The organism is Syntrophotalea carbinolica DSM 2380, from assembly GCF_000012885.1.
GTDB lineage: Bacteria > Desulfobacterota > Desulfuromonadia > Desulfuromonadales > Syntrophotaleaceae > Syntrophotalea > Syntrophotalea carbinolica.
This window is the reverse complement of sequence record NC_007498.2, coordinates 2174519-2196974: the sequence shown is the minus strand read 5'-3', so window position 1 is coordinate 2196974 and position 22456 is coordinate 2174519. Positions and strand designations below refer to the sequence as shown.

The window sequence follows — 22456 nt, the reverse complement described above, 5'->3', positions numbered from 1 at the left end:
GCATCGCTGTCGCCGGGCGGCAGGATTATCGTTTAGGGGGTAAGTTTGTTAATGGTAGAAGCTAAGGAAAACAACAACACTGATGAATTCATGGATGATGAATTCGAAGACATGGAACAGAGCTTTAGTGAGCTTTTTGAAAACAGCATCAAGGAGCTGAACGTCGGCGATGTCGTCGAAGGCACTGTTCTGCAGATCAACGGTGACATGGTTGTCGTTGATGTCGGGTACAAGTCCGAGGGTATTATCCCGCTGGCCGAATTCGCTGATGAAAGCGGTCAGGTGGACATCAAGGTCGGAGACAAAATCGATGTGCTGTTCGAGCGCCGTGAAAACGAAAACGGCCTGATCAGTCTGTCGAAGGAGAAAGCCGATCGGCAGAAGATCTGGAACAGCCTGGAAGAAGACGCTGTTGTCGAAGGACGTATCGCGGCCCGTATCAAGGGCGGTCTGTCCGTAGACATCGGTGTCAACGCCTTCCTGCCCGGTTCCCAGGTCGATCTGCGCCCTGTCCGCAACCTGGATAAGCTGCTTGGTGAAACCTTCGAGTTCAAGATCATCAAGCTCAATAAGCGTCGCGGTAATATCGTGCTGTCGCGTCGGGTACTGCTGGAAGAACAGCGTGAGTCCCTGCGTCAGGACACCCTTGAGACGCTGGCGGAAGATCAGGAAGTCGTCGGTGTGGTTAAAAATCTCACCGATTACGGCGCATTTATCGATCTTGGCGGCATTGACGGTCTGTTGCATATTACCGATATGTCCTGGGGTCGCGTCGCGCATCCTTCCGATGTGCTTGCCGTCGGCGACAAGATCAAAGTCAAGGTTCTCAAGTTCGATCGCGAAAAAGAGCGTGTTTCCCTTGGCCTCAAACAGCTTACCGCCGATCCCTGGTTGAGCGTGGCTGAAAAATATCCTACCGGTAACAGGGTTTCCGGTAAGGTGGTCAGCCTGACCGATTATGGTGCATTCGTTGAATTGGATGAAGGCGTTGAAGGCCTGATTCACGTCAGCGAAATGAGCTGGACCAAGCGTATCAAACATCCCAGCAAGATCCTCAATATCGGCGACGATATTGAATCGGTTGTGCTGGCTGTCGATGTGTCCAATCGTCGTATCTCCCTTGGTCTCAAGCAGATCGAGCGTAATCCCTGGGAAGTTATCGGCGAGAAGTTCCCCATCGGAACCATTATCGAAGGTCAGGTCAAGAATATCACCGACTTCGGTATTTTTGTCGGCGTTGACGACGGCATTGACGGTCTGGTGCATATCTCGGATCTTTCCTGGACCAAGCGCATCAAGCATCCTTCCGAGTTGTTCAAAAAGGGTGATGTGGTCAAGGCTGTTGTGCTGAATATCGATCAGGAGAACGAACGTTTCTCTCTCGGTATCAAACAACTCGCTTCCGATCCCTGGCAGACCATCGCCACCCGCTATGCGCCGGGTACCATGATCAGCGGCAAGGTCACCTCCGTAACCGATTTCGGTATTTTCCTCGAAGTCGAGGAAGGGATCGAAGGCCTGATTCACGTGTCCGAAATCAGCAAGGAAAAGGTCGATTCGCCGAAGGATTTCGCTAAAGTCGGCGATAACCTCGAGGCCGTTGTGCTGCATGTGGACACCGAAGACAAGAAGATCGCCCTGTCTATCAAACATGTTGCGCACCAGAAGGAAAAGGCTGAAGTCGATGCCTTCCTCGGTTCGCAAAAAAGCGCTACCTCCAATCTTGGGGACATTTTCAAAGGCGCCATGGACAAGGCCGGCGATAAAGAATAAAACTCTTACCGGATGGTATCGGTCCGCTTGACGGCGGACCGATACGCCTTAAGGCTCCATGAAAAAGAGACCTTTTCTGATGGCCCTGTTCACTCTCGGGGCCATCTTTATTTTATTTTTGATCATTACGCTGCTGCTTTCGCGTTGTACGGGCAATTTTCAGGGATTGCCTGTTGGCGAACGCATCGGCGTTGTCGAGATCAGCGGCATGCTGATGGTCTCAGAGCCAACCGTTAAACAGCTTGTTTCCTTTAAGGAAGATCATTCCATAAAAGCTGTTATCCTACGCGTTAATTCCCCCGGAGGTGCTGTCGCTCCCTCCCAGGAAATTCATGATGAAGTTGCAAGGGTCGCTGCCCTGAAACCCGTGGTTGTTTCCATGGCATCGGTCGCCGCCTCCGGCGGCTACTACGTCAGTATCCCTGCTCAACGCATTGTCGCCAATCCCGGAACCATCACCGGTAGCATTGGGGTCATTATGCAGACCACTAACTATCAGGAATTGTATGATAAGTTGGGTCTTAAAAATGAGGTTGTCAAAAGCGGCCAGCATAAGGACCTCGGTTCACCTTTACGACCGATGACCCCTGCCGATCGAAAAATACTTCAGGGTGTTATCGACGATGTTTATGATCAGTTCGTTTCGGCTGTCAGCAAGGGGCGTAAGCTTCCTGTTGAAAAGGTTCGGACGTTGGCTGACGGGCGGATTTTTACCGGCCGGCAAGCCATGCAGGCAGGTTTGGTCGACTCTTTGGGTGGTATGCAGGATGCCGTTGCCATAGCCTCGGAATTGGCGGGTATAAGTGGCGAACCCAAACTGGTCTATCCACCCAAGGATAAAGAAAGTTTACTGAAATATTTTATTGAAGAATCCGTTTCTCAGGTTGGCCGAGCTCTGCAACAGCGACAACAGGGTTCTCCGGCAATGCAATATCTGTGGACGGGCCGTGATTAGGAGGGTAATAGTTCATGACCAAGAGCGAGTTGATTGAAGAGCTTTCCTATTTGAATGGGATCCTGAGTAAAAAAGAGTCCGAACTGGTGGTCAATACGCTGCTGGATGGCATACGTGATGCGCTGGTCGGAGGAGACCGGGTCGAAATCCGTGGTTTCGGGTCCTTTACGGTACGCACCCGTGAAGCTCGGGAAGCCCGCAATCCCAAAAGCGGTGAAGTTGTTGCTATTCCGGCCAAAAAGACAGCTTTTTTCAAAACCGGCAAACAGCTTCGCGAGCGCGTCGATAAAGGCGCATAAGTACATAGGGTATTTTACGGGTTTCAGCTGCATGGAGGCGTGATGCAATCAAGGACGCATAAAGCGATTTCGCCCACCCTGGTGGGGGAGATGGTGGAGCTTAAGGATGGTGAGGCTTCGGCGCAGCTCAAGACCTTCGCCGATATGTCCGCCGACGATCACGGTCTTGTTCACGGTGGCTTTACATTTGGTCTTGCCGATTATGCGGCCATGCTTGCGGTTAACGATCCGTTCGTCGTGTTGGGTGCAGCCGATGTTCGATTTTTGGCCCCTGTTCGCTGCGGTGATACCATGAAGGCTCACGCCATCCTCGAAAGTCGCGAAGGGAAGAAACACAGTGTTTTCTGTACTGTCGAGGTCGAGGGCAAGCGGGTTTTTGAGGCAACGTTTACTTGTTTCGTGCTGGAAAAACACATCCTTGACTGAACTTGTCATCGCTTGTGCTCGTCGTCACATTTCATAACAACAACAAAGCCCCGCTATCTGTGCGGGGCTTTGTTGTTGCGGATCGCTGATTATGGGTGTCTCCGAGATGTCGACCTCCCGGAAAATACGACCGGCTTAATATCCTGGTCCTCGCTGGTCATTTCAGGCGTCCCACTCGTAGGCGGGCTGGCTCACCATGACCTGTGGCGATAGACGCTCCGATCAAAATGTTGGTCATCTCATCCAGGGTGCTCGTGCATCTCAGAGACAACTTTCCATAACCTTGTGGTAAAAAGACTACCACGAAACCTGCCCCTGTCAACGAAGACGGCAGTTGGCATGGACATTTTGCCAGGACAACCGTAAGGGCTTGTGGTAGCATTCTCCCTATCCTAAACTTCCGGCAATCATTCGCATAGAAAGGTTAATCATGGCGGGGGGCGTTTTCAGGCGCACTGTTGCTGAGGAATGCAATGGCATGCGACTCGATCAATATCTGGCATCAGCCATTCCCGATTTTTCGCGTTCTTTTGCGCGTAAAATTATCGATTTGGGTGGGGTTCACCTTAATGGTCGGCGTATGCGCAGGAGTTCTTTTCCCGTACCGGGCCATGCCGCTGTCGAGGTCTATCTGGATCATCGGGATCTCGATATCTTTGCCCTTGACGATGAACATATTCTTCTGCGCGACAGGTATCTCGTTGTTGTAAACAAGCCCCCCGGTATTAACTCCCAGCCGACCCCTGCACGGTATAAAGGGACACTTTACGAGGCGTTGCTGAGGCTGCTCGATGATCCCTATAACAAAGGACGGAAACCGTCTCTCGGTATGGTCCAGCGGCTCGATAGGGATACCTCCGGCGTAATGATTTTTTCCATTCATGCGCGTGCGCACAAATCCTTGTCCGATATCTTTGCCGCCCGCCGTGTGCAAAAACACTATCTTGCCCTGGTCGCAGGTTGTATGCAGGCCCCCCAAGGAGAATTTCGTTCCCTTCTGGCCCGTCAACATCGTACCAACCTTATGAAATCGGTAGCCAGGGGAGGCAAGGAAGCGGTGACTCGGTACCGTGTCATTGAAAAATTCGGCGACGCGGAATTGCTGGAGGTCGAAATACCCACCGGACGCTCCCACCAGATTCGGGTTCATTTTGCCGAAGCCGGTCATCCTCTGCTTGGAGATATTCGCTACGGGGGACCGGACCGCTGGCGTGGGGTGGATGTTCCGCGTCAGATGTTGCATGCCCGGCGACTTGAATTGCTGCATCCAATCAGCAAGGAACCACTGAATATCGAGGCGCCTTTGCCGCAAGACTTTCTGAAGTTGCTCGAACTCGGGCGATCGCAGCAGACTGCGGCCGATGGTTCGGATGCTATCGTCTGAGTTTTCCATGACAGTTTTGCCGTTTTCCCAAATACCGAGGATATCATGTTGACCTACCCTCATATCGATCCGATTATTTTCAGGATCGGTCCTTTGGCCGTGCGCTGGTACGGTTTGATGTATCTGCTTGGATTTCTGGCGGCCTACGTTCTGATTCGTTTTCTGGCCCGCTACCGTCAACTCGACGTCACCTCCGATCAGGTGGCGGACCTGTTGTTCTATTGCGTGCTCGGCGTGATAGCCGGGGGCCGATTGGGATACGTGCTCTTTTACGATCCCGTTTTTTATTTTAATCATCCATGGCAGATTTTGGCTGTATGGCAAGGGGGCATGAGCTTTCATGGCGGGTTGCTTGGTGTCGTGGTTGCTGTACTGTGGTGGTGTCGGCACACGGGAAACCGTATTTTATTGACGGGCGATATTCTGGTTACTGCGTCCAGCGTCGGGCTTGGTCTTGGTCGTATTGGTAATTTTATCAATGGTGAATTATGGGGGCGTACCACCCAATTGCCCTGGGGGATGGTTTTTCCGGGTGCGGGGCCGCTTCCACGTCACCCCAGCCAGCTTTATGAAGCTGTGCTCGAGGGTGTGGTATTGTTCGGCATTCTCTGGCTGCTCCATCTTCGGCGTGCGGCAATCGGTGTTCCGTTTTTTGCTTTCCTGGCCTGTTATGGATGCTTTCGGTTTCTCATCGAGTTGGTGCGGGAGCCTGATGCCCATATCGGATTGCTCTGGGGCACGATCTCCATGGGACAGCTGCTGTCTGCGCCCATGATATTGGTGGGGATTGTCGGGGTGTGGTATTGCTGGCGCCGCGCAATGCAACCATGACCGAGATACGCGGAATCATATACGACTGCGATGGCGTTTTGTTCGATAGCCGACGTGCCAATCTTGCTTTTTACCGCCATGTTCTCGATCACTTTGATAGCCCCTTATCGTTGACCGAGAACAGTCCTGAGGCCGATCTCTGTCATACACATGCCAGTACCGTCGTATTCGAAGTTCTGCTCGGGGAGGCCAGGGTGGCCGAAGCTCAAGCCTTTGCAGCTTCCGCCGACCTGCGTTTTCTGCTGGATCTTATGACCCCCGAGGAGGGCATGCCGGGTGTTCTCGAATCGTTGGCCGGGCGCATGGAATTGGCTCTGGCAACCAATCGCGGCCATAGCGTTCGCGATCTTCTGGCGCATTTCCGCATGTTGCCCCATTTTCACACCATCGTGACATCCCAGGACGTCCATCGTCCCAAGCCTTCACCGGATATGCTGCTGCTGGCCGTTGAGAAACTGGGTCTGAGCCCTGGTGAGGTTTTATTTGTCGGTGATTCGGATTTGGATCGCCAGGCGGCCTTTCATGCCGGAGTACGGTTTGTGGCGTATAAGGGTTTGGTGGAAAGTGACCTGGTGATTCAGGACCATATGGAACTGCTGACACTGTTGGATCTATCCTCCCGGGAGGTTTGATTCTCGGCATCAACGCATGGGGGTGGGACCTGCAAGGCAGCAGGTCATGGCGTCAGTGAAGGGTTTTTTCCATTTCAAGCACATGGCCGCATTCGAGTTTGCGGTAGGTTACCCGATCCATGATGGTGCGAATAATGAAGATACCACGCCCGTGTTCTTGTAGATGGCTTGCGTCCGGGGGGGCGAGGGTGCAGAGATCGAAGCCCTGCCCCTGGTCGTAGACTTTGATGGTCAGTTTGTGCTGGATCAGGGTGATGGTAATGCGTATTTCCGTGGAGGAGGGTTTCTGGGCGTGTTGGATGGCATTGGCCATAGCTTCGGTGAGCACCAGGTTGATATGGTACGCCAGTTCCTCACGGTCGCCTGAAAAACGTCGCAGGGAACGGGCCATCGATTCGCCGATCTGCCCGACCAGGCTCAGATAGCGGGTTTCCTTGGGAAGCGTTATGTCCAGTTCGATCCTTTCGCTCATAGAAACTCCGCAAACATCAGGCCTGGAAGCTCGCTATAGCGTCTTCGGAATTGGGGAAAATCTCAAATACGCGGTGCAGGCGGGTCAATTCGAACATCGATTGCACCTGCGGTTGCAGGTTGGAAAGTTTGAGGCTTCCGTTCCTGGCACTGGCATTTTTAAATCCGGACACCAAAGCGCCCAGGCCGGAAGAGTCGACGAATCGCACCCCCTCAAGATTGATGACCATGTTGTTTTTTCCGTCTTCGAAAAGAGATAAAAGACGGGTTTTCAGGTCGGTGCTGTTATGGGCGTCGAGGCGCTCCTCATCTACCGAAATCAATACGATATCGCCGCGCTCATTTATCTGAATATTCATTCCTCAACTCCTGGTCGGTTCGCCAGTTCTGGTAACGGATTAATTGCAATAATACCACGTTTATCGACGAGCGAGTACGCGTAGTAAATGCCCTCATGCCTGCCCGCATTTGCTCTATGCGGTCGCGATGGGTTTTCAGATCCTCTGGTAGCGCATCTTGTTCGGGATATGCTTTGTCCCCCAATGGGGGGAAGTTTCCGTCTTTCCGTTCTCAGGAATCTGAAAGCATTGCATTGAGAAGTTCGTCGATGACGCTTGCAGTGTCGGCATTGCCGTCGACGCGCAATACCCGGGTAGCCTCCTTGACCGGATCGAAGTTCCGGGCCTGCTGGTCGTAAAGGGCTCTGCGGCCATCGGATGCGTCCTTGCCCTTGGCCTGACGGTCGTCGAGTCTTTGCAGGGCAATCTCCCGATCGCATGTCACCAGTACCGTCCACACCGGATATCCCGCCCGGTTTGCCGCGGCGTGGAATCTTTTTCGTTCCTTTTCATCGGCAAAGCTGGCATCGACGATGACGGGCCGGCCTGTTTCAAGTGTAGCCAGCGCCCCGGTGAGCAGGGCGTCGTAAGTAGCTTGACGCGAACTCTGGCTGTAGATGCCTTCGCCGAATGCCTCATGGTGGCGTTCTTGCTGAGGGATGCCGGCAAGCTCTTTGCGCAACGCGTCGGAGCTCAGCAGTTCTGCACCCAGGGGGGTTGCCAGCTCGCGGGCGATGGTCGATTTTCCCACCCCCATCAATCCGCAGGTAAGAATCAGTTTCGGTGTGCGGCACAAATAACCGAGGGCCTGGTTGAAATATTTTTTGGCCCGGCCCGCTGCCGCGCTGCGATTATTCTGGTCGGCATTCGGGTCGCTGCTTAAAAACGAGTCGACCTTGCCGCGGACGTAGGCCCTGTAGATCTGGTAAAAAGGCAGCAGCAGGTCGGTGTCGTCGCTTATGCCGATGACCTCGAGGTAGTTGTCGCGAACGATGGTGGCCAGATCGTAGCGTCCGCGCAATTCCAGATCCATGAGCAAAAAGGCCAGATCCGCAAGTACGTCCGCGATGCGAAAGCGACGGTTGAATTCGATGCAGTCGTAAATGGCGATATTGCCGTCGAGAAAACAGATATGTTCACAGTGAAGGTCGCCGTGTCCGTCGCGAACCCATCCCTGGGCTTCGCGCCTGTGGAAAAGTTCAGCCTGACTGTCCTCGAAGCTACGGACATACTCGGCAAGCCGTTCGAACGTACCGGATGAAATGGTGGTTCCGATAAAGGGCTCGGTTTGGACGAAGTTTTCTTCCCAGTTGTTTTTCACCACATCCAGGTGCGCAGTATCCTCCCCCGGGCCGACGCTTTGCAAATGCTGATAACGTTCGGCAATATGGCGTGCCAGGTCGGCCATGCGCTCGGGCAGGGCGGGGTCGTTTCGGGACAACAACTGGGGCAGCATATTTTCTTCCGGGAATCGTTTCATCACAACGGCGTAGTCGATGGTCTGCCCCGGGCCGTCGAGATTGATACGGCCGTTATGCTCGCGGATTTCCGCGACCCCGAGGTAGGCGCCTTCGCAGAAGCGTTTGTTCAGGCGTACTTCCTCCTGGCAGTAAAACAATCTCTTTTCAAGGGTTGTGAAATCCAGAAAACCGAAATCCACCGGTTTTTTAATTTTATAAACGCGATTTCCGACAAAATAGAGTCGTGAAATGTGGGTTTCCTTGAAGGTTATTTCGGTCTCACCGCTGTCGTAGGTCGAGGGGGCGAGGAGGGCTTTGTGCAGGGTTTGCGAATCCATAGGGTCTCCCAAGGTAAAGCTTTGATATTTCAGAGACTTTAACATATTGAATATTTCTGTAAAGGCTCTTTTGCCATCCGGGCAAAATGATTGACGGTGTCGGTGTGGTATGATAATTTCGTGGCATTTTACAGGGGGTCGGAATCGGGTGTGCGTTTTGTTCCGGCATCCTATCCTCATGTATCGTTGCCCTTCTTTTTTTCCTCAGCCCTGTGGGGTCCTCTGATGTTCAAGCGGTGGTTGCCGTTTCTGCTTTTCACATTCACGCTGGTCGGGTGTCTGTCGGAATCCGTCCCGGGTCAGGCTCTTGACGGTGGCGATAAAACAGCTGCCTTGCAGCCGCATGTTTCCGTTTCCGGCAAAGCTCTTTATCACTATGCCCGGGCCCGTCTGCTGGCTTTGGACAATCGTTTGCCCGAGGCTGTTGCCGCTCTTGAACGGGCCATCGATGCCGATCCCCATTCGGCGTACCTGCGTATGGTCATGGCGGAAATACAGTTGGCGCGTGGCGAAGAGAAGCTTGCCCGGCGGGCTGTTGAAGACGCCCTGATTCAAGATCCCGATTATATCGAAGCTCATCTGTTGCTAGGCAACCTGTTGCTGAACAGCCAGTCCTATCAAGGGGCTATCGAGCACCTGACCCGGGCCATAGACCTCGACCCGACCCTGGAGAAGGTTTATTTGCAACTGGCGGTTGCCTATGTGCGCGGCGGCGCTACCGATGACGCCATCGGTATACTGAAACGTCTTCTGGGGCAGAACCCTGCATCTATGGTCGGCCGCCTGGCGTTGGCGCGTCTCTATCATCAGCTTGGTCTGACCTCGCTGGCCGAACAGGTCTATGGCGAATTTATCGAAAAACATTCGCTACAGATACAGGGGTACGTCGAACTCGCACAGCTCTACACGCAACTGAACAAGGGGCAGCAGGCCCTGGCGGTTCTCAGGCGCGGGCTGACACAGGATTTTGCCGAGGATCGTTCCCGGTATCCGCTGTTGCGTGCTATGGTCGAGTTGGGCTACGTTGATGAAGCGCTGGTCGAGTTGCGTACGATGTTGAAGGAAAATCCCCAGCGGGTTGAGGCGCAGCGGTTGTCAGGGTTGCTGCTGTTGGAAAAGAAACAGTGGCAACAAGCCGGGGAGGCCTTTCGGAAACTTCTGGAGATGGATCCGTCCCACGAGCAGGGACTGTTTTATTTAGGTTTGGTGCACGAAAATCAGCAACAATGGACCGAGGCCATCGCCACCTTTGAAAAAGTTCCGGACACGTCGGACTTTTTCCTCGATGCGACCAGTCATCTCGGCTATCTGTACTACCGCCAGGGACAGTTGGAAAAAGCTATTCAAGTGTTGGAAGAACGCTTGCAAAAATCGCAGGGGCGGCCGCAATTATTTTCCTTCCTGGCCAGTCTATATCGGGAGCACAACGAAAACACCAAGGCCGGCAACTGGTTGCAGCGGGGGCTTGAAATATTCCCCGAATCGGCGGAACTCTATTACCATCGTGGCCTGTTGCGGGAAAGCGGGGGCAATCGGAAGGGCGCACTGGAGGATATGCGCCGCGCCATCGAGCTGGACGATAAACATTACGAAGCCATGAATTTCATTGCTTACAGCTATGCCGAGCAGGGCGAAAGTCTTGACGAAGCCCTGACTCTTGCCCGCCAGGCTTTGCAGCTGAATAATGAAGGGCATATCCTCGATACTCTCGGCTGGGTTCTGTTTAAATTGAAGCGCTTCGATGAGGCTCGGGGGGAACTTGAAGCCGCCGCGGCCCTGTTGCCCCAGGATGGCCTCGTGCAGGAACATCTTGGCGATCTATACCGCGAACTCGGATTGTTGGATAAGGCTGCGGCAATTTATGGCCGGGCATTGAAACTGAGACCCCAGGATGAAAAATTACGGAACAAATTACAGCAGCTCTCGCCGCATTGATGGCGCTAAACCAGCCTTGTTTGCCCTGTTTGTTCTGCTGACGGTTTTGGTGGTGGGCGGCTGTGCTCCGGTTCGTCCGCCGACGTCGCTTCTGCCGCCTGTTTCGGCGGACACCTTATTGGCATCCTTGCAGGCAGGGGGGCAGCGTTTTCGATCCTTGCAGGGCATGACGGCGCTGCGGGTTACGCACGCCGGTGAGGAGCATGCCGTCAAGCAGGTTTTGCTGGTGCGGAGGCCGGATTTTCTGCGAGCCGAGGTGCTTGGACTGTTCGGCCAACCGGTATTGACCGTAACCGCAGCCGATGATCGTTTGTCGGCCCTGGTGCCCGGCGAGTCGAAATTCTATACCGGCCCGGCCAGTTCGGCTAACCTTTACCGTCTGGTGCGCCTGCCCCTCGCGCTGGAAGAGCTGGTGCCGTTCATCTTTTACGATGTTCCCTTGCTGCCGCTGCCTTCCGGTGAAGTGGCGATTAAGGATGGCCTTTATCAACTCGACCGGTGCTCGCGTGATGGCCGTCGTCAGGAACTGCTGTTCGATGGAAAACTGCGTCTTCGACAGGCGCGATTTTTCGCCGACGATGTCGAATTGTTGATGGCCGAATACGGCAATATGCGGGACGGGGATAATTTGCCGCAGCAATTGCATCTGGCGTTACCGGCTGTAGATATGGCCATAGATCTGGTTTGGCGGAACGTGCGCGCCAATGTGGATATCCCGCTAAGTCGCTTTGAGCAGTCCCCGCCTGCCGGTGTGCAGGTAGAGGCCTTGCCGTAAATTATCGAGATGTAGGAATAAATATTTCTGGAGTCGTCCTTGAAGCATTTGCTTTGCATTGTGTTGCTTTGTTCGAGTCTGTTGTGGGGCTGCGAGCGTCAGCCTCCCGCGCCCATTGAAGAGGACGCAGGGGGACAGTCGGCCGCCTATGGCGATACGCTGTTGATGGGCAGTATCGGTGAGCCGAGCAATCTGCTGCCGGTGCTGGCTTCCGACTCGGCCTCTTTCGATATCAACGCTCTGGTCTATAACGGGCTGGTCCGTTACGATAAAAACTTGCAGGTGGAAGGGGATTTGGCGCGTTCATGGGATATTTCACCGGATAGCCTGAGGATCACTTTTCATTTGCGCCAGGACGTGCGTTGGCACGATGGTCATCCTTTGACCGCCGAGGATGTGCTGTTTACCTACCGTCTGCTTGTCGATCCCGCGGTACCGACGGCATATGCGGAACGTTACCGGCAGGTGGTCAAGGCCGAGGCGCCCGATGCCTACACTTTTCGCGTTTCCTATGCCCGGCCGCTGGCCAGCGCGCTCGTCAGCTGGATGTTTCCGGTGCATCCCAAACATCTGCTCGAAGGCCGGGATGTGACAAAAAGCCCGCTGGCGCGGGCGCCTGTCGGTACCGGACCCTATCGTTTCGTGGAATGGAAGTCGGGCGAGAAGGTGGTGCTGGAGGCCAATCCGGATTATTTCGAGGGGCGTCCCAACATCCGTCGTGTGGTCTATCGCATTATTCCCGATCCTTCGACCATGTTTCTGGAGCTGCGTTCCGGAGGCCTGGATCTTATGGATCTGACCCCTCTGCAATATGCGCGACAGACCGATACGGTGGCCTTCAGACGCCGGTTTGAAAAATTCCACTATCCCGATTTCGCCTACACCTATCTGGGATTCAACTTGCGTCGCCCCCTGTTTCAGGATGTTCGGGTGCGCCGGGCTTTGGCGCATGCCGTGAATAAACAGGAGTTGGTTGATGGCGTGTTACTCGGTCTGGGAGTGGCAGCCACCGGTCCCTACAAACCTGGTAGTTGGCCACATAACCCTCAAGTGCGCCGTTACGCGTACGATCCGGTCAAGGCGCGTCAAATGCTCGAGGAGGCCGGTTGGCACGACAGGGACGGCGATGGTGTCCGCGAAAAAGACGGACAGCGGTTCTCCTTCACCATTGTGACCAATCAGGGCAACGATCAGCGCATCAAGGCCGGTGAGATTATACAGCGCCGCTTTCGCGAAGTGGGCGTTGAGGTCAAACTGCGGGTGATCGAGTGGGCGTCCTTTCTCAAGGAGTTTATCAACCCCGGAAACTTCGATGCCACCATCCTGGGTTGGACGATTACCCCTGATCCGGATTCCTATAATATCTGGCATTCCAGTAAGACCGGTGTCGGCGAACTGAATTTCATCGGATTTGAAAGTGCCGAGGTCGATACGCTTCTCGAAGCGGGACGCCGTACCCTGGACCAGGATCGCAGGAAGGAAATTTACGGCCGCTTTCAGGAAATCCTGGCTGAGGAGCAACCTTATATCTTTCTTTATGTTCCTGAAACCCTGCCGGTAGTCGCCAGACGTTTCCATGGTATCGAACCGGCTCCATCCGGCATCATGCATAATTTTATTCATTGGTATGTGCCCCGCGAGCAACAGAAATACCAGCGTTGATTGAGAATTTGCCATGCTTGTTCAGATAGCCAAACGTTTGATTATGATGGTGCCGCTGCTACTGGGGATTACCCTGATTTCCTTTGTGGTCATCCATCTCGCCCCCGGTGAACCGACCGATCTGCAGACTCAGCTCAATCCGGAAGTCAGTGCGGAATTGCGCCAGCGGTTGCGTGCCCAGTACGATCTGGACCAACCGTTGCTTGTACAATACGGCAAGTGGCTTGGACGTCTGGCGCGGCTCGATTTCGGCGAATCCTTTGTCCAGGACCGCCGCCCGGTGGCTGAAAAGATCGCTGAACGGCTGCCGGTAACCCTGATGATCAATGTTCTCTCCATCGGTTTGATTCTGTTGATTGCGGTGCCTCTGGGTGTCCTTTCGGCGGTACGGCGCAATTCCCTGTTCGATCGCTTTACCACAGTTTTCGTATTCCTCGGATTTGCCACCCCGTCGTTCTGGCTGGCATTATTGTTGATGGACTTTTTCGGGGTGCGGCTCGGTTTGTTTCCTGTTGCGGGACTCAAATCTCTGGGACACGAATATCTCAGCACCGGCCATCAGATCGCAGATGTTCTGCATCATCTGATTTTGCCTGTTTTCGTTTCGGCGTTCGGCGGCCTGGCCGGATTCTCGCGGTACATGCGCGGTAATATGCTGGAGGTGATCCGGCAGGATTACATCCTCACCGCTCGGGCCAAGGGTTTGTCGGAGCGGGTGGTCGTTTATCGGCACGCTTTGCGGAATGCGCTGTTGCCGGTGATCACCATCCTTGGTCTGTCGATACCCGGGTTGATCGGCGGCAGCGTTATTTTTGAGACTATTTTTGCCATCCCCGGGATGGGTAAGATGTTTTATGACGGTGTCATGATGCGGGATTATCCATTGATCATGGGGGTGCTGGTGATTGGCGCCGTGCTTACCCTGTCGGGTAACCTGCTTGCCGATCTCGCTTACGCCATGGCCGACCCGCGTATTCGCCGGCGTTGAGTAAATTTTTTGCCGGTCGGGGATAACGGGGCCGTGCCGACATGTCGGGAAGGGGCTCGCGCGTAGTTGGGAGGTAGCGCGATGAATCATAGTAAACTGAAATTGGGCGAGTTATTGCTGGACGCCGGCCTGGTAAGTGAACGGGAGTTGAAAGCGGCGTTGTGCTATCAAAAGAACCAACGCTGTCTGCTTGGAGCGTCTCTGGTCAAGCTCGGTTTTCTGTCCGATGATAATCTGCTCGATTTTCTCGAGCACAGTTTGCAGTTGGAGAGGGTCGATCTCGACGGGTTTTTGCCCGTTCCCGAGGTGCTTGCCTACGTGCCTGAGGATCGAGCACTGGCATTTACGGTCTTTCCCATAGAGCGTTGTCAGGGGCATGGGGGGCCTGCTTTGCGCATGGCCATGGCCGATCCCTGCAATCTTACCGCCATCGATGCCCTGGAATTTATGACCGGGCTGAATGTGCAACCGGTCCTTGCCTCGGAACAGTCCATACATGCCGCCATTCAGCGCTGTTATGTGAATAACCCGGCGCCGGATCCGTGCGCAGAAGTGACGTTGGATTCCAAAACATCCGAAACAACGATGGTGTCCGTCGAAAAATTTAATAAACTGGTTGAACTTCTTCAGGCCAAGGGATTGTTGTCCCTGGACGAGGTTCGGATGCTTGAGCGGATATGACTATGGATGCACGTACAACAACACCGTCTCAAGGAACCGGACTTTTTCTGCAGCGGTTGAAACATAATCGCATGGCACTGGCCGGCGCCGTTATCGTGGTGGCCATGTTTGCCCTGGCGATGCTTGCTTCCGTTGTCGGACGTGATCCCGGAGACATCGATATCACCCGTCAATTGCTGGCGCCTTGCTGGCAATTTCCCCTGGGAACCGACGATCTCGGCCGCGATGTACTGGCACGTATTCTTTACGGTGCGCGGATTTCTTTACTGGTCGGTTTCGTCGCCGTTGGTATTTCCACCTGTATCGGCGTGCTGATCGGAGCTTTGGCCGGTTATTACGGCGGTTGGATCGATAGTCTTGTGATGCGCTTTGTCGATATCATGCTGTGCTTTCCCAGTTTTTTCCTGATCCTGGCGGTGGTAGCCTTTCTCGAACCTTCCATCTGGAATATCATGATCGTCATCGGCCTGACCAGTTGGATGGGGGTGGCCAGGCTGGTGCGGGCCGAATTCCTCTCCCTGCGGGAAAGGGATTATGTGCAGGCGGCAAAGGCTTTGGGCGCGCGCGATGGCCGTGTCATTTTTCTGCATATCCTGCCAAACGCCCTGTCGCCTATCCTGGTATCCGCCACCCTTGGCGTGGCCGGTGCGATACTGGTCGAAAGCGCGTTGTCGTTTCTGGGGATCGGTGTCCAACCTCCTACCCCTTCCTGGGGGAATATGCTTATCGCCGGCAAGCAGACCCTCGGTACCGCTTGGTGGTTGTCGGTGTTTCCCGGTCTGGCCATCCTCGTAACCGTGCTTGGTTACAACCTGCTCGGTGAAGGCATTCGCGATGCTCTGGATCCCCGTCTCAAAGAATAACCGGAAGGAAAATCATGATGGCACAACATAACCAAAGCCAGACGCTGGATACCCTGGAGCCCTCGGAGCTGGTGCTGGCCCGGGTCAAGGCTTTTCAGCGCAACGATTTCAGCTTTGTCTTTCACAGTTATCATGCCGATGCTCCGTTTTTACAGGCTTTTCCCCATTGTAGCGATTATCTCGACTATGCCGCGCAAGCGCTGCGGGGGGCTTTTGTCATCCGGGAGTGCCGTATCGTGCGGGTACGTGCGGTCGAGAGTGGTGAAGTCCAGGTGCTGTTCACGATGGAAGTCGATTACGCCGGTCAGGTTCAAAGGACTCTGGAACTGGCGTGCGTCAAACGTACGGAGCAGGGGTGGCGTTATCATTCCGGCGCGAAACGCCCGGTGGAGGACTTTTCCTGCGCACCGGAAGCTGTCGACTTCGATGAATTCTTCGATTCTCCATCCCTGGTCTTTTTCTAGCTTGTGTGCATGCGGAAACTCAGGGAGTAAACTGCGTAGTTTTCATAAGGAAATGAGCGATTTTTGCCAAGGTCAAGGAAATCAAGCACTTGCGCGGAGACCTAGTTTTTACGCCGCACAAGCAAGTGGGAAGTTAGACACAGAGATTGGGGAAAAGAACCGTTTCGTGACGAAAACTAGCTTGCAGGTATGAAAGAAGAGGCGTATGGAAAACCCTCCCGCTATGCGAAGTGGCTGGGCCAGCCGGCTCGGTTTTATACTGGCTGCCGCCGGCAGTGCCATCGGTCTGGGCAATATCTGGAAGTTTCCCTATATTGCCGGTAAGAACGGCGGCGGCGCTTTTGTGCTCGTGTATCTGGTCTGCATCGTGTTGCTCGGACTGCCGATCATGGTGGCGGAACTCCTTGTCGGACGGTCCGGTCAGCGTGATGCCGTCGGCTCTTTCGTTGCCCTGGAGGGGCGCCGCAGCCCTTGGCGCATGGTTGGTTGGGGCAGTGTGGTGGCCGCTTTTCTGCTCCTGGCCTTTTATTCCGTGGTTGCGGGATGGAGTTTCGATTATGTGGTCAAGGCGGCTTCCGGTGCCTTGCATCGGGGCAGTCCCGAACACGTCAGTCAATTATTTAGGCAATTAACGGCTTCTCCCGGGCGCGTTTTGTGGTGGCAGGGGGTGTTCATTCTGGCGACGGTGGGGATCGTCCTGGGCGGAATCCGCGGCGGAATCGAGCGTTGGAGCAAAATTCTCATGCCCGGACTGTTCGCTCTGCTGATGGCATTGTTTCTGCACGCCATGTTTTCCGCGGGCGGACCGCAGGCGTTGCGCTTCATGTTTGAGCCGGATTTTTCGCAACTGACTTCCCGTTCCCTGCTGGAGGCTCTGGGGCATGCGTTTTTTACCCTATCCCTGGGTGCCGGCGTGATGATTACCTACGGCTCTTATCTGGATCCGGAGGCGGATCTGTTCGGTTTGTCCATGCGGATCGCATTGCTCGATACGCTGGTGGCCCTGCTGGCGTCCCTGACGATTTTTTCTGTGGTCTTTTCTGCCGGTATGCCCATTGGGGGCGGGCCGGGCCTGGTTTTTGAAACACTGCCGATCCTGTTTATGCAGTTGCCGTTCGGTCAGTTGTTGGCGGTGGTGTTTTTTCTGCTACTGGCTTTTGCCGCGTTGACCTCGGGGATTTCCATGCTGGAGGTGGTGGTCGCCTATGTTATCGACGAGTGCCGTTGGCCGCGCCTGAGGGCCACCGCTTTTGTCGGCGCCGCCTCATTCGTTCTGGGCATACCCTGCGCTTTGTCCTTTAATCTCTGGTCGGATCGGCAGTTGTTGCCAGGGCGCACCGTATTTCAAACCTTCGACCTGTTCGTCTCTTCTTATATGTTGCCGTTGGGGGGGCTGCTGGTGGCTCTGTATGTCGGTTGGGTGTGGTCCAGGGATCAGGAAAGGGAGGCGCTGGCACATTTGCGACACAACGCGGCTATGTTCAAAGTGTGGCACGTGCTGGTGCGTTACCTGGCACCGGCGGCAGTGATTCTGGTGCTGCTTAACGAAGCCGGGCTGTTTGCCTGATTATGCCCGAGTTGCCGGAAGTAGAGACCATTCGTCGCGGCATATCGCCCTGGGTCATTGACCAAAAGGTGGTGGCCGTGGTGGTGCGTCAGCCCAGGTTGCGCTGGCCTGTGCCTTCGAATCTGTCCGCATGCCTGGTCGGTTATGCTTTCAGCGGCGTCGAGCGGCGGGCCAAATACCTCCTGCTGCCCAATCCGGCCGGTTGTTTGCTGATTCATCTTGGTATGAGCGGATCTTTGCGCATCGTTCCGTCGGATACTCCACCCGCCGCACATGACCATGTCGACATCGCTCTGGAAAGCGGACGCACCCTGCGTTTGAACGATCCCCGCCGCTTTGGCGCGGTTTTGTGGATCGAAGGACGCCCCGAGGACCACGCTTTGCTCGCTCATCTCGGTCCCGAGCCCTTCGCCGTGGAATTTACCGGAGCCATGCTGTATGCCCGTTCGCGCGGACGCAAACTGGCCGTTAAAAATTTCATCATGGATCAGCGTATCGTGGTCGGTGTCGGCAATATCTATGCGAGTGAGGCCTTGTACCGGGCCGGAATCCATCCCATGCGGGCCGCGGGAAGGGTTTCCCGCCGCCGCTATGCCGCTCTGGCCGAAGCGGTGCGCCAGGTACTGACCGCAGCGATCGAAGCCGGCGGCACCACGCTACGGGATTTTACCGATGAAAACGGCCGTCCGGGGTATTTCAGCCAGAGGTTGCTTGTGTATGGACGCGAGGGACAACCGTGCGTGCATTGCGGCCGCCCCATCCGTTGCGAGACCATCGGCCAGCGCAGCAGTTACTTCTGCACGCGCTGCCAGCGTTGAACTCGACAGCGCTTCGTCGATGAGCAATTTCGCCGAATCCCGGCGTTTGGCAAGGCCCGAAACAACGGCGCAGACCCGAGCCCTGTAAAGGTTGCGGCCGAAAGGCCGTTGATGCCAGGCTGCCGGCGTGCGCATGTGAGTCGGGTTTGTATAGTGACGTGTAGAAGTTCTGTGTGTTTATCGCTTTCAGCAAGGTATCGGTGCCTGTGGTTGCGGGGCCGGGGAGGTGCTTTTGAAGGATTTTCGATTTACCATGCCCTACAAGGTGCGTATCGCCGACATCAATTACGGTGGACATGTTTCCAATGCCGCGGTGCTGAGTTTCTTTCAGGATGGCCGTATCGGTTATCTTGCGCAGTTGGGTGACTTCAGCGAAATGGACATCGGCGGTTGCGGCATTATATTGCCCGAAGCCCATACCCGCTACCGTGCCGAAATGTTTCTCAATGATGAGTTGGTCATCGGCGTACGGGTGGAAAGTATGAAAAACTCATCGTTCAGCATGGCTTATCGCATCGAAAGGGATGGTGTTGTAACCGCCGAGGGCACTACGGCATTGGTCGCTTTCGATTACCAGCAACGCCGTCCCTGCCGTCTGCCTGACGCCTTTCGCAAAGCGGTGGTCGTGCATGACGGTCTTGACGATGATCGGCCCGGTGAAAGGAGATGAGATATGCGTGATTTTCGTATCTGCCCCAAATGCCAATACGGACGTGGTTTTCATGTCTCGCTGCACGAAACCGACGACGGTCTCAGCATCATGTTGATCTGCCCGGATTGTGGACAATCCTACATACTGGGGTGGCGCGTCGAAATCTCTGGTGGAAATGTCAAGGAAGGTCCCGTTTTCCCTGGAAGGGAGAAGTCATCCCCCGATTAAGGCGCTTGTTGCGGCGGGCTTAATAGTTGACAAAAATGATCAGGCATGTTATCCGTAGCGCAACGACATCCTTTCATGTAACACGCAAGGGGGTTTTTGTGCTACGGACGTTGAAACAGGACATCAAGACGGTTTTCGATCGGGATCCGGCGGTACGCAGTATTCCGGAAATTATTTTCTGCTATCCCGGTTTCCATGCCTTGCTCTTTTATCGTCTCGCACATGCCTTGTGGGTACGCAAATGCCGTTTGCTGGCCCGCTTTTTATCCCATCTCGGGCGTATGTTTACAGGGATCGAGATACATCCCGGCGCGCGCATCGGGCGTGGGTTTTTTATCGACCATGGCATGGGGGTGGTTATCGGAGAAACAGCCGAGATCGGCGATGACTGCACCCTTTACCACGGCGTGACCCTGGGCGGAACCTCCTGGGCTAAAGAAAAACGCCATCCGACCCTGGGTAACAATATCGTGGTCGGTGCCGGCGCCAAGGTTCTGGGGCCGTTCAAGGTCGGTGACAACAGCAAGATCGGCGCGAATTCCGTGGTGGTTCGCGAAGTGCCGGAGAATTCGACCGTGGTCGGTATTCCCGGCCGGGTGGTCTATGCCAACGGCGAAAAGGTCGGTAGTCAGATCGACCTGGAACATGGCCAGTTGCCTGATCCCGAAGGCAAGGCCATGTCCTGCATGTTCGATCAGCTGCATGCCCTTGAACGGCGTGTCAAGGAACTGGAAGGCGAACGGGGAGCACGGTGCTCCGGCGATCGCAAACAAGAGGTCATCTAATTCATGCGTTTGTCTACCAAGGCACAATATGCCGTGCGAGCTATGGTTCGACTCAGCCTCGAGAATGCCGATACGCCCGTTTCGAGCAAGGCTATCGCCGATCTGGAGGGCATCTCCGTCACGTTTCTGGAGCAGATCCTGGCCAAGTTGCGGCGCGGCAAAATCGTCCGCAGCGTACGTGGACCTGGCGGCGGTTTTGTGCTGGCCCGGCCGGCTGAGGAAATCCGCGTCGATGAAATCATCGAAAGCGTGGAGGAAGCGTTGATGCCGGTGGCCTGCATGGATGAAACGGGCGAATGCCAATGCGAAGAACTCTGTTTCACGCACATGGTCTGGGCCGGTTTGGGGCATCGTATAAAGAAATTTCTGGCATCGATCACTTTGGATGAGTTGTCCAGAGAGGCATCGGTGATCCGGCAAGGTACCCGTCAGCAGCGGGAAATTTGAAAGTGTTACTGGGAGGAACAGAGGTGAAACGGATTTATATGGACAACAACGCCACCACCGCGGTACGACCGGAGGTGATGGAGGCCATGCTGCCTTTTTACAAGGAGCATTTCGGCAATCCCTCCAGCGTCCATTGGGCCGGCAGGGAAACGGGGGCGGCCCTTGAGGCGGCCCGGGAGAAGGTGGCAAAACTTATCAACTGCGCGCCAGCAGAAGTGGTTTTCACGTCCTGCGGCAGCGAAGGCGACAACCTTGCCATAAAAGGGGTTGCGGATGCCTACCGGGATCGCGGCAATCACATCATTACCACCGCGGTTGAGCATCCTGCCGTGCTGAACTCTTGCAAGTATCTTGAAAAGCACGGTTTTGAAGTCACCTACCTGCCCGTTGACGGGCACGGTATGCTGGATGTTTCTTCTCTTGAAGCCGCTATAACGGACAAGACCATACTGATTTCCGTCATGTGGGCCAACAACGAAACCGGTACCCTGTTCCCCATCGAAAAGATCGGCGCCGTGGCTCGCAAGCACAAGATCTGTTTTCATACGGATGCGGTGCAGGCCATCGGCCGGGTACCGGTCGATGTGGACGCCGCCCAGGTCGATCTGCTGGCGATTTCCGGCCACAAGATCGGTGCTCCCAAGGGGGTTGGCGCTCTGTACGTGCGTAAAGGTGTCCGCTTGACGCCTTTGGTTCACGGCGGGCACCAGGAACGCAATCGGCGGGCCGGCACCCACAACCTGCCGGGGATCGTCGGGCTGGGGGTAGCTTGTGAGCTGGCTGACGCCGATCTTCGCAACACGGCACAGCGCTTGTCCGCCATGCGAGACAGGTTGGAGCAGGGCTTGCTGGCGGCCATCCCCGAGAGTCAGGTCAATGGTCATCCCACCATGCGCCTGCCCAATACCCTCAACATCAGTTTCAATTACATTGAGGGCGAGGCGGTACTGCTGTTTCTCGATATGCAGGGTATCGCCGCTTCATCCGGCTCCGCCTGCATGTCCGATTTGGAAGGCCAGTCCCACGTCATCGATGCCATGGGTGTCGATCCGATGATGGCCAATTCCGCCATACGCTTTGGCCTCGGTTACGACAATACCGAAGCCGATGTCGACCAGGTGTTGGAAATCCTCCCCAATATCGTTAAGAAACTACGCGATATGAGTCCCTTTTACCATGAGCGGGATGCCGCAAAAGCCACGGCGAATTCCTGAAATCAACCCATGCCCGCTACGGGCCTGATTCAGTTCATAATGAAAAGGAGTCCTTATGTATTCGGATAAAGTTATCGACCACTTCACCAACCCCCGTAATGTTGGTGAGATCGAAAATGCCGATGGTGTCGGCGAAAAAGTCAGCTCTTCCTGCGGTGACCGCATGAAGGTTTTTCTCAAGGTTGAGAACGATATCATTGAGGATGTCAAGTTTCAGACCTACGGTTGCGGCGCCGCCATTGCGTCCTCTTCCATGATGTCGGAACTGGTCATCGGTAAAACCCTGCAGCAGGCCCTCGATCTGACCAACGATCAGGTTGCCGATGCCCTCGGCGGCTTGCCTGCGCCCAAGCTGCACTGTTCCAACCTGGCCGCCGATGCTCTGCATGAGGCCATCAAGAATTACCAGGAAACCAACGCCTGATTGCAGATCTACCGAAGCGAATTCCGAAGGGCCACCCGTCAGCGCG

Annotated in this window: 25 protein-coding genes; 22 read left to right on the top strand and 3 right to left on the bottom strand. The window is 55.0% G+C overall.

Annotated features, from left to right (window positions below; all coding sequences use genetic code 11):
* Positions 1 to 51 precede the first annotated feature (51 nt).
* The 7 genes from PCAR_RS10415 to PCAR_RS10385 all read left to right on the top strand — a co-directional run bounded on the left by PCAR_RS10415 (position 52) and on the right by PCAR_RS10385 (position 6300).
* Positions 52 to 1773, top strand: a complete 1722-nt coding sequence (locus PCAR_RS10415; protein WP_011341627.1) for a 30S ribosomal protein S1 — start codon at positions 52 to 54, stop codon at positions 1771 to 1773.
* 58 nt (positions 1774 to 1831) lie between these two features.
* Positions 1832 to 2728 carry a signal peptide peptidase SppA gene (sppA, locus tag PCAR_RS10410; RefSeq protein WP_011341626.1) on the top strand — a complete coding sequence of 299 codons (897 nt, stop codon included), beginning with the start codon at positions 1832 to 1834 and terminating at the stop codon, positions 2726 to 2728.
* 14 nt (positions 2729 to 2742) lie between these two features.
* Complete coding sequence (locus PCAR_RS10405) at positions 2743 to 3027, top strand: integration host factor subunit beta (RefSeq protein ID WP_011341625.1); 285 nt, start codon at positions 2743 to 2745, stop codon at positions 3025 to 3027.
* Positions 3028 to 3069: 42 nt separating this feature from the next.
* The gene (locus PCAR_RS10400; RefSeq protein ID WP_011341624.1) at positions 3070 to 3453 is read left to right on the top strand and encodes a PaaI family thioesterase; all 384 of its coding nucleotides are present in this window, start codon (positions 3070 to 3072) and stop codon (positions 3451 to 3453) included.
* A 478-nt stretch (positions 3454 to 3931) separates the two neighbouring features.
* Complete coding sequence (locus tag PCAR_RS10395; RefSeq protein WP_011341622.1) at positions 3932 to 4837, top strand: RluA family pseudouridine synthase; 906 nt, start codon at positions 3932 to 3934, stop codon at positions 4835 to 4837.
* A 48-nt stretch (positions 4838 to 4885) separates the two neighbouring features.
* Positions 4886 to 5668, top strand: a complete 783-nt coding sequence (gene lgt, locus PCAR_RS10390; protein WP_041531784.1) for a prolipoprotein diacylglyceryl transferase — start codon at positions 4886 to 4888, stop codon at positions 5666 to 5668.
* A complete protein-coding gene (locus PCAR_RS10385) occupies positions 5665 to 6300 on the top strand; it encodes an HAD family hydrolase (protein WP_041531783.1) in 636 nt (211 codons plus the stop codon). Before lgt ends, PCAR_RS10385 begins: the two co-directional genes overlap by 4 nt.
* A gap of 52 nt (positions 6301 to 6352) precedes the next feature.
* On the opposite strand, the gene PCAR_RS10380 is transcribed toward PCAR_RS10385, so the two are convergent.
* The 3 genes from PCAR_RS10380 to PCAR_RS10370 form a co-directional block, all read right to left on the bottom strand.
* On the bottom strand, positions 6353 to 6772 hold the full coding sequence (locus tag PCAR_RS10380) for an ATP-binding protein (RefSeq protein ID WP_011341619.1): 420 nt from the start codon (positions 6770 to 6772) through the stop codon (positions 6353 to 6355).
* Between the two features lie 16 nt (positions 6773 to 6788).
* Positions 6789 to 7130: an STAS domain-containing protein gene (locus tag PCAR_RS10375; RefSeq protein WP_011341618.1), complete on the bottom strand. Its 342-nt coding sequence runs from the start codon at positions 7128 to 7130 to the stop codon at positions 6789 to 6791.
* 211 nt (positions 7131 to 7341) lie between these two features.
* Positions 7342 to 8907, bottom strand: coding sequence for an AAA family ATPase (locus PCAR_RS10370; protein ID WP_011341617.1), 1566 nt, complete (start codon positions 8905 to 8907; stop codon positions 7342 to 7344).
* Positions 8908 to 9132: 225 nt separating this feature from the next.
* Between PCAR_RS10370 and PCAR_RS10365 the strand changes: the two genes are divergently transcribed.
* The 15 genes from PCAR_RS10365 (at position 9133) to nifU (ending at position 22410) form a co-directional block, all read left to right on the top strand.
* Positions 9133 to 10842, top strand: coding sequence for a tetratricopeptide repeat protein (locus tag PCAR_RS10365; RefSeq protein ID WP_011341616.1), 1710 nt, complete (start codon positions 9133 to 9135; stop codon positions 10840 to 10842).
* Positions 10799 to 11617: a hypothetical protein gene (locus PCAR_RS10360; protein ID WP_011341615.1), complete on the top strand. Its 819-nt coding sequence runs from the start codon at positions 10799 to 10801 to the stop codon at positions 11615 to 11617. Before PCAR_RS10365 ends, PCAR_RS10360 begins: the two co-directional genes overlap by 44 nt.
* Positions 11618 to 11656: 39 nt before the next feature.
* Entirely contained in the window at positions 11657 to 13279 is a 1623-nt protein-coding gene (locus tag PCAR_RS10355) for a peptide-binding protein (protein ID WP_011341614.1), read from the top strand.
* Between the two features lie 13 nt (positions 13280 to 13292).
* A complete protein-coding gene (locus PCAR_RS10350; RefSeq protein WP_011341613.1) occupies positions 13293 to 14267 on the top strand; it encodes an ABC transporter permease in 975 nt (324 codons plus the stop codon).
* A gap of 81 nt (positions 14268 to 14348) precedes the next feature.
* Entirely contained in the window at positions 14349 to 14948 is a 600-nt protein-coding gene (locus PCAR_RS10345; RefSeq protein WP_011341612.1) for a type II secretion system protein, read from the top strand.
* Positions 14945 to 15811, top strand: coding sequence for an ABC transporter permease (locus PCAR_RS10340; RefSeq protein ID WP_011341611.1), 867 nt, complete (start codon positions 14945 to 14947; stop codon positions 15809 to 15811). Before PCAR_RS10345 ends, PCAR_RS10340 begins: the two co-directional genes overlap by 4 nt.
* Before the next feature lie 14 nt (positions 15812 to 15825).
* On the top strand, positions 15826 to 16275 hold the full coding sequence (locus PCAR_RS10335; RefSeq protein WP_011341610.1) for a YchJ family metal-binding protein: 450 nt from the start codon (positions 15826 to 15828) through the stop codon (positions 16273 to 16275).
* Between the two features lie 205 nt (positions 16276 to 16480).
* Positions 16481 to 17842 (top strand): sodium-dependent transporter, encoded by a 1362-nt coding sequence (locus PCAR_RS10330; protein ID WP_011341609.1) that lies wholly within the window; start codon positions 16481 to 16483, stop codon positions 17840 to 17842.
* Between the two features lie 2 nt (positions 17843 to 17844).
* Positions 17845 to 18660: a bifunctional DNA-formamidopyrimidine glycosylase/DNA-(apurinic or apyrimidinic site) lyase gene (gene mutM, locus PCAR_RS10325; RefSeq protein WP_011341608.1), complete on the top strand. Its 816-nt coding sequence runs from the start codon at positions 17845 to 17847 to the stop codon at positions 18658 to 18660.
* A 232-nt stretch (positions 18661 to 18892) separates the two neighbouring features.
* Complete coding sequence (locus PCAR_RS10320) at positions 18893 to 19330, top strand: acyl-CoA thioesterase (protein ID WP_148204333.1); 438 nt, start codon at positions 18893 to 18895, stop codon at positions 19328 to 19330.
* A gap of 3 nt (positions 19331 to 19333) precedes the next feature.
* Positions 19334 to 19540 carry a hypothetical protein gene (locus tag PCAR_RS10315; protein WP_011341606.1) on the top strand — a complete coding sequence of 69 codons (207 nt, stop codon included), beginning with the start codon at positions 19334 to 19336 and terminating at the stop codon, positions 19538 to 19540.
* 98 nt (positions 19541 to 19638) lie between these two features.
* On the top strand, positions 19639 to 20325 hold the full coding sequence (cysE, locus tag PCAR_RS10310; RefSeq protein WP_011341605.1) for a serine O-acetyltransferase: 687 nt from the start codon (positions 19639 to 19641) through the stop codon (positions 20323 to 20325).
* Between the two features lie 3 nt (positions 20326 to 20328).
* Positions 20329 to 20772 carry an RrF2 family transcriptional regulator gene (locus PCAR_RS10305; protein WP_011341604.1) on the top strand — a complete coding sequence of 148 codons (444 nt, stop codon included), beginning with the start codon at positions 20329 to 20331 and terminating at the stop codon, positions 20770 to 20772.
* A 23-nt stretch (positions 20773 to 20795) separates the two neighbouring features.
* Complete coding sequence (nifS, locus tag PCAR_RS10300; protein ID WP_011341603.1) at positions 20796 to 21986, top strand: cysteine desulfurase NifS; 1191 nt, start codon at positions 20796 to 20798, stop codon at positions 21984 to 21986.
* Positions 21987 to 22041: 55 nt separating this feature from the next.
* A complete protein-coding gene (gene nifU / locus PCAR_RS10295) occupies positions 22042 to 22410 on the top strand; it encodes a Fe-S cluster assembly scaffold protein NifU (protein WP_011341602.1) in 369 nt (122 codons plus the stop codon).
* Positions 22411 to 22456: the final 46 nt, after the last annotated feature.